6 protein-coding genes are annotated in these 12,818 nt (G+C 70.0%); all 6 read right to left on the bottom strand.

Annotated elements, in window-relative coordinates; translation table 11 throughout:
* Positions 1 to 67: 67 nt before the first annotated feature.
* Positions 68 to 3,172 carry an efflux RND transporter permease subunit gene (locus GGR04_RS02865; RefSeq protein WP_183197642.1) on the bottom strand — a complete coding sequence of 1,035 codons (3,105 nt, stop codon included), beginning with the start codon at positions 3,170 to 3,172 and terminating at the stop codon, positions 68 to 70.
* Positions 3,169 to 4,464 carry an efflux RND transporter periplasmic adaptor subunit gene (locus tag GGR04_RS02870; protein WP_183197644.1) on the bottom strand — a complete coding sequence of 432 codons (1,296 nt, stop codon included), beginning with the start codon at positions 4,462 to 4,464 and terminating at the stop codon, positions 3,169 to 3,171. Before GGR04_RS02870 ends, GGR04_RS02865 begins: the two co-directional genes overlap by 4 nt.
* Positions 4,465 to 4,586: 122 nt before the next feature.
* A complete protein-coding gene (gene metH, locus GGR04_RS02875) occupies positions 4,587 to 8,381 on the bottom strand; it encodes a methionine synthase (RefSeq protein WP_183197646.1) in 3,795 nt (1,264 codons plus the stop codon).
* A 109-nt stretch (positions 8,382 to 8,490) separates the two neighbouring features.
* On the bottom strand, positions 8,491 to 9,345 hold the full coding sequence (locus tag GGR04_RS02880; protein WP_210291608.1) for a Cof-type HAD-IIB family hydrolase: 855 nt from the start codon (positions 9,343 to 9,345) through the stop codon (positions 8,491 to 8,493).
* A complete protein-coding gene (gnd, locus tag GGR04_RS02885; protein ID WP_183197648.1) occupies positions 9,342 to 10,319 on the bottom strand; it encodes a phosphogluconate dehydrogenase (NAD(+)-dependent, decarboxylating) in 978 nt (325 codons plus the stop codon). The genes GGR04_RS02880 and gnd overlap by 4 nt, the downstream gene beginning before the upstream one ends.
* Positions 10,320 to 10,396: 77 nt before the next feature.
* The gene (gene tkt / locus GGR04_RS02890; protein WP_183197651.1) at positions 10,397 to 12,499 is read right to left on the bottom strand and encodes a transketolase; all 2,103 of its coding nucleotides are present in this window, start codon (positions 12,497 to 12,499) and stop codon (positions 10,397 to 10,399) included.
* Positions 12,500 to 12,818 lie beyond the last annotated feature (319 nt).

The following is a 12,818-nucleotide window of genomic DNA, read 5'->3' on the forward strand; positions in this document are numbered from 1 at the left end:
CCATCGCCGCGGGCGCCGTCAACCGGCCGGCATGGTGCGGCGCGGCAGGGCTAGACCGTGCCGAGCCCTACTCCGCGGGCGCCGGCATGCCGCCGCGCGATCCGCCGAAGCGGGTGCGCAGGAAGCCCGCGAGGCGCTCCACGAAGACGAAGATGACGGGCGTGATGAAGAGCGTCAGCACTTGGCTGACGAGAAGCCCCCCGACCACGGCGACGCCGAGCGGCTGGCGCAGTTCCGACGAGGCGCCGGACCCCAGCGCGATGGGCAGCGCGCCGAGGAGCGCGCAGAAGGTCGTCATCATGATCGGGCGGAAGCGGCGCACCGCGGCTTCGCGGATGGCGCCCTCGGCGTCGTGCGTGCCGTCGCGCCGCAGTTCCAGCGCCACGTCGATCATCATGATCGCGTTCTTCTTGACGATACCGATCAGCATCAGCAGCCCGATCACGGCGATGATCGAGAGGTCGTAGCCGAATAGCGCCAGCGAGGCGAGCGCGCCGAGCGCCGCCGAGGGCAGGCCGGAGAGGATCGTCAGCGGATGGAGGAAACTCTCGTAGAGGATGCCGAGCACGATGAAGATGGTGAGGACGGCCGCGCCGATGAGGAGGCCGAGATGGCCCGTCGCCTGCTGGAAGACCTGCGCCGTGCCGGCATAGGAAGTGATGATGCTGGCGGGAACGCCGATCTCGGCCTTTAGCGCTTCGACGCGCGCCGTGGCGGTGCCGAGCGAGACGCCTTCGGGCAGGTTGAAGGAGAGGGTGACGGAGGTGAGCTGGCCCGTCTGGTTGACCGTGACCGGGCCGGCCGTGCGGGTGACGGTGGCAAAGCTTGCCAGCGGCACGAGGGTGCCGCCGCCGGCCGGCACGCGGATCGCCTCCAGCGCCGCCTCATCCCATTGGAAGCGCTCGTCATATTCGAGGATCACGTCGTAGCTGTTGCCGGTGGACTGGATCTGCGTCGCCGTGAGCGTGCCGAAGCCGGCTTCGAGCGCCGCGCGCAACGCCGTCGCGGAGACGCCGAGCGCGTCGGCGCGCGGGCGATCCACCGTGATGCGGGCCTGAAGTCCGTCGTCCTGCAGGTCGGTCGCGACATCCGAGAAGGTGGCGCGGTCGGTGCGCAGCGCGCCTTCGAGCTTCGACGACCAGTCGCGCGCGACGGCGGCATCGAGCGACTGCACCACGAGCTGATACTGGCTCTGCGAGGAGCGGCCGCCGAAGCGCAGGCTCTGTACCGGCGTCGGGAAGCTCTTGAGGCCGGGGATCTCGGCGAGCGCGCGACGCAGCCCGGCGATCGTCCGGTCGAGCGGCGGCCGCTCGGCCTTCGGCGTGAGTTGCACGAACATGTTGCCGGAATTGGTGGCGGAGCCGCCGGGCCCGCCGCCGAGCGTCGAGGTGACGTGCAGCACGGCCGGATCGGCGGAGACGACGGCGGCGGCCTTCGCCTGCAGCACCGCCATCGCGTCGTAGGAGATGTCCTGGCGCGCCTGCGTCGACACGGTGAGGAGGCCGGTGTCCTCCTGCGGGAAGAACGAGCGCGGCAGGTCGGCCATCAACACGGCCGAGGCGGCGAAGGAGAGGAGGAAGATCGCGAAGACGAAGCCCTTGCGCCGAAGGCACCAGTCGACCGCGCGGCCATAGGCGGCGGTGACCCGGTCGAAACCGCGCGAGAAGCGGAAGGCGAGCCCCCGCGTCGCCGGCTCGGCGTGCGGCAGGCGCGCGGCCAGCATCGGCGTCAGCGTCAGCGACACCACGGCCGAGGCGAGGATGGCGAGCGTCACCACCATGCCGAACTCGACGAGGACGCGCCCGACGACGCCGCCCATCAGCAGGATGGGCAGGAACACCGCGACGAGCGAGAGCGACATGGAGACGATGGTGCCCGACACCTCGCCCGCGCCCTTCAGCGCGGCCTCGAAGGGGCGCATCCCCTCCTCGGTGTGGCGCACGATGTTCTCCAGCATGACGATGGCATCGTCGACCACGAGGCCGACCGACAGCGTCAGGGCGAGAAGCGAGAGATTGTCGATGGAGTAGCCGAGCCCATACATGGCCGCGAAGGTGGCCACCAGCGACAGGGGCACGGCGAGCGCGGGGATGAGCGTCGCCGAGACGCGCCCGAGAAAGAGATAGATTACCAGCACGACGAGCGCGATCGTCAGCATCAGCGTGAACTGGACATCCTCGACGGCGGCCCGGATCGAGGTGGAAGCGTCGTTCGTCGGCTGGATGTGCATGGAGGCCGGCAGGCTGGCCTCGATCTCCGGCAGCTTGGCCTTGATCGCATCGACGACCTCGACCGTGTTGGCGCCGGGCTGGCGCTGCACGGCGAGCACGATGGCGGGCCGGCCATCGAGCCAGGAGCCCTGGCGCAGGTTGTCGACGCTGTCGACGACGTCGGCGACGTCTTCGAGATGCACGGACTGGCCGTTCGAGCGGGCGATGACGAGAGTGCGGAATTCGGCGGCGCTGGTGCGCTGCGTCGGGGCATCGACGGTCAGCGTCTGCGTCGCGGTCTGGATCGTGCCGACGGGGGTCTGGTCGTTCGAGGACTTCAGCGCCGAGGCGACATTGGCCATCGACAGCGAGCGCCCTTCGAGCTTGGCAGGATCGACCTTGACGCGCACCGCATAGGTCTTGGCGCCGTAGACCTGCGCCTGCGCCACGCCCGAGACGGTGGAGAGCGCCGGCGAGACGACGTTCTCGGCGAGGTCGTCGATCGTCGTCAGCGGCGCCCCGTCGGAGACGAGCGCGAGCAGCAGCACCGGCGCGTCGGCCGGGTTGGCCTTGCGGTAGGAGGGCGGCGTCGTGAGATTGTCCGGCAGCTGGCGCGTCGCCCGCGCGATGGCGGCCTGCACGTCGGCGGCGGCCGCGTCGATGTCGCGCGACAGGTCGAACTGCAGGGTGATGCTGGTGTTGCCGAGCGAGGAGCGCGCCGAGATCGTGTCGATGCCGGCGATGGTCTCGAACTGCTTGATGAGCGGCGTCGCCACCGCGCTCGCCATCGTGTCGGGCGAGGCACCGGCGAGCTGCGCCGAGACGTTGACGGTAGGATAGTCGGCCTGCGGCAGGCTGGCCACCGGCAGCAGCCGATAGGCGGCGATGCCGGCGATGAGGACGGCGAGCGACAGAAGCAGCGTCGCGACGGGCCGGCGGATGAAGAGGGCGGAGACGCTCATGTGGCATTGCCAGTGCGCGAGGCGGTGGCCGGCAGCGGCATCGCTGGCCCATCCGCGGACGCTCCGGCCGGCACCTTGACGGTCTCGACGCCGCCTGCGGGCGCGCTGGCGGGCTCGGGCGCCTTGACGCTGACATGCGCACCGGCGGAGAGCGCGCCCTGCCCTTCCGTCACCACGCGTTCGCCCGCCGCAAGGCCGGCCGAGAGCCCCGCGAGGTCGCCGACCCGCAACGCCACCTCGACCTTGCGGACCTCGATCGTGTCATCGGGCTTGGCGACATAGACCACCGATCCGTCGTCGCGCGGCTCCACCGCGACGCCGGGCACCAGCACCAGCCCGTCGCGGTTGCCCGCATGCGCCTCGACCGCGATCGACTGGCCGGGCACGAAGGCGCCGTCGTCGTTGGGCAGGAGCGCGCGCAGGCGGATCGTGCCGGAATTCTGGTCCACGGCATTGTCGATGAAGACCACGGGGCCCTCGCCCTCGCTCGACGTCGCGCCGGCGGGTCGCGCCGTCGCGGTCAGCGTCCTGGCCTTCCAGGCGGCGTGCAGGAGGTCGAGATCGTTTTCGGGCAGCGAGAATTCGGCATAGACGGGCGCGCTCTGCGTCAGCGTCACGATGGCGGTGCCCGGCGTCACCAGCGCGCCGGCCGAGAGCGCGATGGCGCCGAGCCGCCCGTCGAAGGAAGCGCGGATCTCGGTCTTGGCGAGCGCCACCTGATCGGCGAGGAGCGTCGCGCGGTCGACGTCGAGGCTGGCGGTGGCGCTGCGCACGGCGGTGGTGGCGTCGTCGCCGGCCTGCTGCGTGTTGGCGCCGGACTGGACGAGGCGTTGGATACGGTTGAGCGAGGCGGTGGCGGCGTCGAGCGTCGCCTGATCGCGGGCGATCGCCGCCTCGTCCTTCGTGACCAGCGCCCGTGCCGCGCGATCGTCCAGCCGCACGACGAGGTCGCCCGCCTTCACGCGCGCGCCGTCGTGGCCCTCGATCTCGGCGACGACGCCGGTGGCCTCGGTGCTCAGCACCGTGGAGGCGACGGGGCGCACCCAGCCGACGGTGGCGCGCAGGATCGGCAGCGAGCCGGCCTCGGCCTCGGCGACCACCACCGCGACCGGGCCGCCCGATCCGCGCCGCCCGGAGCTCCCGGCGCCCCCGGCCCCATGACCTCCTGCGGCCGGATCGGCCGGCGCAAGCCAGGCCGCGAGCGGCGCGGGCGCATAGGGCGCGATGCGTTCACGCTCGTACCAGCCGCCGACCAAGAGAAGACAGAGGACGAGAAGGGTCCATCGACGCATGCCGGCCGTCCCCACGGCGAGCCTACCCGATGTCCGCCACGCCGCTTCCCTCGTTCTACGCCACGGGACCGCGTCTTCAACGCAGCGGCCTCCTTAAATTCCGGCAATGCAACGTGAGCGGACTACTCGGCAGCCTCTGCGCGCGACGGCACGTAGTTGAGGATCGGCCCGAGCCAGCGTTCCACCTCCGCGACGGGCATGCCCTTGCGGGCGGCATAATCCTCGACCTGATCGCGCTCCACCTTCGCCACGCCGAAATAGTAGCTTTCTGGATGCGAGAGATAGAGGCCCGAGACCGACGAGCCCGGCCACATGGCGAAGCTCTCGGTCAGCGTCACGCCGGTCTGCGCCTCGGCATCGAGAAGCTCGAACAGCGTCGCCTTCTCGGTGTGGTCGGGCTGCGCGGGATAGCCCGGCGCCGGGCGGATGCCCCGGTAGGGCTCGCCCACGAGATCCTCCGGCGCGAAGGTCTCGTCGGTGGCGTAGCCCCAGAACTCGCGGCGCACCGTCTCGTGCATGCGTTCGGCGAAGGCCTCGGCGAAGCGGTCGGCCAGCGCCTTCACCATGATGGCGGCGTAGTCGTCGTTGGCCTTGGCGAAGCGGTTGGAGATCTCTTCCTCCTCGATGCCCGCCGTCACCACGAAGCCGCCGACATAATCGGGCTTGCCCGAAGAGACGGGCGCCACGAAGTCGGCCAGCGCCACGTTCGCCCGCTCGCCGCGCTTCGAAAGCTGCTGGCGCAGCGTGAAGAGCGTCGCGCGCTCGGTGGCCCGCGTGTCGTCGGTGAAGAGGCGGATGTCGTCACCCACCGCGTTGGCCGGCCAGAAGCCGACCACGGCGCGCGGCCGGAACCACTTTTCCTCGACGATCTGCGCCAGCATCGCCTTCGCGTCCTCGAAGAGCTGGCGCGCCGCCGCACCCTGTTTCTCGTCGTCGAGGATCGCGGGATAGCGGCCCTTCAGCTCCCAGGTCTGGAAGAAGGGCGTCCAGTCGATGTAGCGGGCGAGGTCGGCGAGGTCCCAGGTCTCGAAGGTGCGGGTGCCGAGGAAATTCGGCGCGGGGGGCGTGTAGCGCTCCCAGTCGAGCTTCACGGCGTTCTCGCGGGCGCGCGCCAGCGGCAGGCGCTGCTTCTCGGCCTCGGAGCGCGCGTGGTTGGCCGCCACCTTCTCGTATTCGGCGCGGATGCCCCCGACATAGCCGTCGTGCTGCTCGGGCGAGAGGAGGCTGGAGACGACGCCGACGGCGCGCGAGGCGTCGGTGACGTAGACCGTCTGGCCCTTGTTGTAGCGCGGGTCGATCTTCACCGCCGTGTGGACGCGGCTCGTCGTCGCCCCGCCGATGAGGAGCGGGATCGAGAAGCCCTCGCGCTCCATCTCGCTCGCGACATGCACCATCTCGTCGAGCGACGGCGTGATGAGGCCGGAGAGGCCGATGACGTCGACCTTCTCGTCGCGCGCGATCTGCAGGATCTTGGCGGCCGGCACCATCACACCGAGGTCGATCACCTCGTAATTGTTGCAGGCGAGCACGACGCCGACGATGTTCTTGCCGATGTCGTGGACGTCGCCCTTCACCGTCGCCATCAGGATCTTGCCGGCGTTCTTGCGCTCCTCGGCGCCGCCCGCCGCGATGCGCTGGCGCTTCTCCTCCTCCATGAAGGGCAGGAGATGGGCCACCGCCTGCTTCATCACGCGAGCCGACTTCACCACCTGCGGCAGAAACATCTTGCCGGCGCCGAAGAGGTCGCCGACGACGTTCATGCCCGCCATGAGCGGGCCTTCGATGACGTGGAGCGGGCGCTCGGCGGCGAGCCGCGCCTCTTCGGTGTCTTCGTCGATATACTCGGTGATGCCGTTGACGAGCGCGTGCGCCAGTCGGTCGGCCACCGGCTTCTCGCGCCAGGAGAGATCCTTGGCCTGCGCCTCGCGCCCCGCCGTGCCGCGATAGCGCTGGGCGATGTCGAGCAGGCGCTCGGTCGCGGTGCCCTCGCCCTTCGGCCGACGGTCGAGGACGACGTCCTCGCAGGCCTCGCGCAGCTCCGGGTCGATCGTGTCGTAGACCGCGAGCTGCCCGGCGTTGACGATGCCCATGTCCATGCCGACCTGGATCGCATGGTAGAGGAACACCGCGTGCATGGCCTCGCGCACCGGCTCGTTGCCGCGGAACGAGAAGGAGAGGTTGGAGATGCCGCCGGAGATATGGGCATGCGGCAGCGTCTCGCGGATCGTGCGCGTCGCCTCGATGAAGGCGACGCCGTAGCCGTCGTGCTCCTCGATGCCGGTGGCCACCGCGAAGACGTTGGGATCGAAGACGATGTCCTCGGGCGCGAAGCCCGCCTCGGTCGTCAGAAGCTCGTAGGCGCGGGTGCAGATCGCCACCTTGCGCTCGAACGTGTCGGCCTGCCCCTCCTCGTCGAAGGCCATGACGACGACGGCCGCGCCATAGGCGCGCACCAGCCGGGCGTAATGCAGGAAGGCTTCCTCGCCCTCCTTCATCGAGATCGAGTTGACGATCGGCTTGCCCTGCACGCATTGCAGCCCGGCCTCGATCACCTCCCACTTGGAGCTGTCGATCATCACGGGCACGCGGGCGATGTCGGGCTCGGCGGCGACGAGGTTGAGGAACTCGACCATCGCGGCCTTCGAGTCGATCAGGCCCTCGTCCATGTTGACGTCGATGACCTGCGCGCCCGCCGCCACCTGGTCGCGCGCCACGTCCAGCGCCGCCGCATAGTCGCCGGCGGTGATCAGCTTGCGGAATTTCGCCGAGCCCGTGACGTTGGTGCGCTCGCCGACATTGACGAAGGGAATGTCCTTCGTCAGCGCGAAGGGCTCGAGACCCGACAGGCGCATCACCGGCGCGGCCTTCGAGAACCGGCGGGGCGCCAAGCCTTCCACCGCGTCGGCGATGGCGCGGATGTGCTCGGGCGTCGAGCCGCAGCAGCCGCCCACCACGTTGAGGAGGCCCTCCTCGGCAAAGCCCCGGATCTGCCGGGCCATCGCCTCCGGGCTCTCGTCGTACTGGCCGAACTCGTTGGGCAGGCCGGCATTGGGATAGGCGCAGAGATAAGTGTCGGCCGCGCCTGCGATCTCGGCGAGATGCGGGCGCATCGCCTCGGCGCCGAGCGCGCAGTTCAGCCCGATCGTGAAGGGCTTGGCGTGGCGCACCGAGTTCCAGAAGGCCGTGGGCGTCTGGCCCGAGAGGGTGCGGCCCGAAAGGTCGGTGATCGTGCCGGAGATCATCACCGGCAGCGTGACGCCAGCCTCGCGGAACACCTCCTCGGTGGCGAAGATCGCCGCCTTGGCGTTCAGCGTGTCGAAGATCGTCTCGATGAGGATGATGTCCGAGCCGCCGTCGAGAAGACCGCGCACCTGCTCGCCATAGGCGATGCGCAGCTCGTCGAAGGTCACGGCGCGGTAGCCGGGATTGTTGACGTCCGGCGACATGGACGCCGTGCGGTTGGTCGGGCCGATGGCGCCCGCCACGAAACGCCGGCGCCCGTCCGCCTCTTCGGCGCGAACCGCCGCGCGGCGCGCCACGGCCGCGCCCTCGCGATTCAGCTCGTAGACCACCGCCTGCATCTCGTAGTCGGCCTGCGCGATCGTGGTGCCCGAAAACGTGTTGGTTTCCAGGATGTCGGCGCCGGCCATGGCGTAGGCGAAGTGGATGTCCTCGATGGCCTTGGGCTGCGTCAGCACGAGAAGGTCGTTGTTGCCCTGCAGGTGGCATTCGCAGCCGAGGAAGCGCTCGCCCCGGAAATGCGTCTCGTCGAAGCCGAGGCCCTGGATCTGCGTGCCCATGGCGCCGTCGAGGATGAGGATGCGCGTCGCCGCCGCCTTGCTCAGCGCCGTCCACACGTCGTCTCGCGCGCCACTGGCGGCAGGGGCGGCGAACAGGCGGTCGCTGACGAGACTCATGGGGAACCCTCGGGATTCGAAAGACGCGCAACCGGCGGCATCGCCGGCCATGCGCCCTATCATATAAGGAGTTCCTTATATCATTCCGCAAGCCTTGGCGAGGCAGGCGTCAGACCAGCCGGCGTGCCGCCGCCTGCACCGCGACGAGCGCGTCGAGAAACCGCGCGACGCCGTTCTCCTCGTTGGTGGGAGCGACGAGCATCGCCTCGCGGCGCACCTCCTCGGGCGCCTGCCCCATGGCGACCGACAGCCCGGCGCGGGCGAACATCGGCACGTCGTTCGGCATGTCGCCGAGCACCGCCACGGCGTGGAGCGGCACGCCCATCGTCTCGGCGAGAAAGGCGACGCCGTCGCCCTTGTTGGCGGATTTCGCGGTGACGTCGAGGAAGTAGACCTGCGAGCGCACCACCGTCGCGGCCTCGCCGATGGCGGCGGCCACCTCGGCTTCCAGCCGGCGCATCAGCGGGTGGTCGTCGCTGACGCCGGAGATCTTGTCGGCCCGCGCCAGCGCGTCGTCGAAGGATGCGACGGTCGTCGGCGCGAGGCCCGAGGCGAGACGCTCGCGCGGGCCGTGCGGCGAGGCGTCGGCATCCTCGCGCGCCAGCCATTGGCCGTCGGCGAAGACCCAGACGAGGACGCCGGCTGCGTCGAGCATCTCCACCGCCTGCCGCGCTTCCCGTTCGGGAATGCGGTGCGAGCCGATCACCGTGCCGTCGCGCCGCGACAGCGCGCCGCCGTTGAAGGCGCCGATCGGCTCGTCGGTGATCTCGACCTTCGCGGCGATCTCGCCGAGGCCGGAGGGCGGCCGGGCCGAGATCAGCGTGAAGGCGATGCCGGCGGCCCGCGCCCGGCGGATCGCCGCCACCGTCTCGTCGGCGAGCGACTTGTCGTCGCGCACCAGCGTTCCGTCGATGTCGGAGACGACGAGGCGGATGCCGGCGGCGGCGGGAGGCAGATCCCTCACTGCGGGATCTCGACATGGCCGCCGAAGCCGAAGCGCATGGCCGAGAGCAGCTTGTCGCCGAACGTGTTGTCGGAGCGCGAGCGGTAGCGCGCGTAGAGCGCGGCCGAGAGGACGTGGGCGGGCACCGCCTCCTCCATTGCCGCGTCGATCGTCCAGCGCCCCTCGCCGCTGTCGGCGACCCGGCCCGAGAAGCGCTCGAGGCTGTGGTCGGAGGCGAGCGCGTCGGCCGTGAGGTCGAGGAGCCAGGACGAGACCACCGAGCCGCGGCGCCAGACCTCGGCAATGTCCGGCAGGTTGAGGGCGAAGCGCTCGTCGGCCGGCAGGTGCTCGGAATTCTTCGAGGCGAGGATGTCGAAGCCTTCGGCATAGGCCTGCATCAGGCCGTATTCGATGCCGTTGTGGACCATCTTGACGAAATGGCCGGCGCCGGCCGGGCCGGCATGGATGTAGCCGCGCTCGGCGCGGTCGTCCGGCGCATCGCGCCCGTGGGTGCGCGCGATGTCGCCGTAGCCGGGCGCGAGCGCGGCGAAGATCGGGTCGAGATCGCGCACCGTCTCCTCGGGCCCGCCGATCATCATGCAATAGCCACGCTCCAGCCCCCAGACGCCGCCGGAGGTGCCGACGTCCACATAGGCGATGCCGCTCGGCTCCAACTCCTTGGCGCGGCGGATGTCGTCCTTGTAGAAGGAATTGCCGCCGTCGATGATCACGTCGCCGGGGGCGCAGAGGCCGGCGAGGTCGCGGATCGTCGCCTCCGTGGGATCGCCCGCCGGCAGCATCACCCAGAAGACCTTGCGGCCGGAGAACTTCGCGGCGAGCTCGCCGAGCGAGGCGGCCGGCACCGCGCCTTCGCCCGACAGCGCCGCGACGGTCTCCACGGAGCGGTCGTAGACGAGGCACTCGTGGCCGTTCTTCATCAGGCGGCGGGCGATGTTGCCGCCCATCCGGCCGAGGCCGATGATCGCGATCTGCATGGGATGTCTCTTCGAGATGATGGGTGGGAATGAGCGACCGCCGCCTCCCGCCGGCGGTCGCGAAGGTCGAGGACGGATCAGCTTCGGCGCGCGGCGATCTGCCCGCGCGCGGCCTCGGCGACATGGTCGGGCGTGAAGCCGAACTTCTCCTGCAGCTTGGCGAGCGGCGCCGAGGCGCCGAAGGTGGACATGGTGATCTTGGCGCCCTTGGCGCCGGTGTAGCGGTCCCACCCGAGCGAGCCGGCCTGCTCCACCGCGACGCGCGCCATGATCTCAGGCGGCAGCACGCGGTCGCGATAGGAATCGTCCTGCTTCTCGAAGAGCTCCCACGAAGGCAGCGACACGACGCGCGACGTCACGCCTTCGGCTGTCAGCTTCTCGTGTGCGGCAAGGCACAGCGAGATCTCCGATCCCGTGCCGATGAGGATCACCTCCGGCGTCTCGTCGGGCGAGCCGGCGAGCACGTAGCCGCCTTGTCGCAGGCCTTCGGCGCTCGCGTATCTGGTGCGGTCGATCGTCGGCAGGTTCTGGCGCGAGAAGACGAGGCAGGTCGGCTCGTGCGTCTGCTCGACGGCGATCTTCCAGGCCTCCACCACCTCGTTGGCGTCGCCCGGGCGGATCGTGTTGAGGCCGGGAATGGCGCGGAGCGAGGCCAGATGCTCGATCGGCTGGTGCGTCGGCCCGTCCTCGCCGACGCCGATGGAATCATGGGTGAAGACGAAGATCGTCGGCACTTCCATGATCGCGGCGAGGCGCAGCGTCGGGCGCATGTAGTCGGAGAAGACGAGGAAGGTCGCCGTGAAGGAGCGCAGATAGGAAAGCGCCATGCCGTTGGCGACGGCGCCCATGCCATGCTCGCGAATGCCGAAATGCAGGTTGCGCCCGCCATAGGACCCCGCCTCGAAGGAGCCGGCGCCCTCGAAGGTGAGCTTGGTCTTGGTGGAGGGCGCGAGGTCGGCGGAACCGCCGACGAGGAAGGGCACCTTCTCGGCGATGGCGTTCAGCACCTTGCCGCCGGCATCGCGCGAGGCGACGCCCTTGGCGTCCGCCTCGAAGCTCGGCAGGTTCGCGTCCCAGCCCTTCGGCAGCTTGCCCTGGCGCATCAGGTCGATCTCGTCGGCGAGATCGGGATGGGCCTTCCGGTAGGCCGCGAAATCGCGCTCCCATTCCTCGCGCCGCGGCCGGCCGCGTCCGGCGACGGCCGCGTTGAACGCCTCGGCCACGCCGGCGGGCACGTGGAAGCTCTCGCCCTCCGGCCAGCCGTAGGAGCGCTTGGCGGCCTTCACGTCGTCGGCGTCGAAGGCTTCGCCGTGCGCGGCGGCCGTGCCCTGCTGCTTGGGCAGACCGTAGCCGATGACGCTGTCGACGACGATCAGCGTCGGCCGGTCGTCGGTCTCGCGGAACTCTGTGAGCGCCTTCGCGATGGCCTCGGCATCGTTGGCGTCGGTGACGTGCAGCGTCTTCCAGCCGTAGCCGCGGAAGCGCTCGGCGACGTCCTCGGAGAAGGCGAGCTCGGTGTTGCCCTCGATCGAGACGTGGTTGTTGTCGTAGATCCAGCAGAGGTTGGAGAGCTTGAGGTGCCCGGCGAGCGAGGCCGCCTCGCTGGCGACGCCCTCCATCAGGTCGCCGTCGCCGCAGAGCACGTAGACGTCGTGGTCGAAGACGGTCGCCTCCGGCCGATTGTAGTGCGCGGCGAGATAGCGCTCGGCGATGGCCATGCCGACCGAGTTGCCGCAGCCCTGCCCGAGCGGGCCGGTGGTGGTCTCGACGCCCGTGGTCATCCGGTATTCGGGATGGCCGGGGGTCTTCGATCCCATCTGCCGGAACTGCTCGATGTCCTGAAGCGACACCGCCGGCTTGCCGGTCTTGGCGCCGTCGGCGTCGATCTCCTTCACGCCCGCCAGATGCAGCAGCGCGTAGAGCAGCATCGAGCCGTGGCCGACGGAGAGCACGAACCGATCGCGGTTCGGCCAGTCCGGCTGGTCGGGATCGGTGCGCAGGAAGCGGCTCCAGAGCGTGTGCCCGACCGCGGCGAGGCCCAGCGGCGCGCCGACATGGCCGGAATGGGCCTTCAGCACGGCGTCCATCGCCAGGGTGCGGATCGTGTCGATCGCCCGCTGGCCGGAGGCGTCGCCGGTCTGGCCGGTGTCGTGGGGGGAAACGGATTTGACCGCGCTCATCGGATCGTCCTCTTCGCGTCTCGATGGGACCGGCCGATCGCATCGGCCGAATGTCCCTGCGGTCCGGCGGGCGCTGCGCCGTGCAGCCGGGCCGGCGTCGAACCGATTGAAGCGCTATGGTGGAGCACGCCGGCGTGATGTCGATGGGCGGCAACGGGGGAAAGCGCGAGAGGCGCGAGAGAAGAGGGGTTGCACCGGAGACCCGCCCTCGCCTATGGAAACATGACTACTGTAGTCATGATTGACGGGTGCGGCGAAGGATCGCCGATCGAGCGTGTTCGGCGAGACGGACCGGCTCGACGTCCCGTCCGCGGGAAGG

Source organism: Aureimonas pseudogalii (genome assembly GCF_014196835.1).
GTDB classification, from domain to species: domain Bacteria; phylum Pseudomonadota; class Alphaproteobacteria; order Rhizobiales; family Rhizobiaceae; genus Aureimonas; species Aureimonas pseudogalii.

Bases quoted from the DNA above. Each gene is read 5' to 3' on its own strand.
- gnd (WP_183197648.1), bottom strand. From the start codon at position 10,319: ATGCAGATCGCGATCATCGGCCTCGGCCGGATGGGCGGCAACATCGCC.
- GGR04_RS02865 (WP_183197642.1), bottom strand. From the start codon at position 3,172: ATGAGCGTCTCCGCCCTCTTCATCCGCCGGCCCGTCGCGACGCTGCTT.
- GGR04_RS02870 (WP_183197644.1), bottom strand. From the start codon at position 4,464: ATGCGTCGATGGACCCTTCTCGTCCTCTGTCTTCTCTTGGTCGGCGGC.
- tkt (WP_183197651.1), bottom strand. From the start codon at position 12,499: ATGAGCGCGGTCAAATCCGTTTCCCCCCACGACACCGGCCAGACCGGC.
- metH (WP_183197646.1), bottom strand. From the start codon at position 8,381: ATGAGTCTCGTCAGCGACCGCCTGTTCGCCGCCCCTGCCGCCAGTGGC.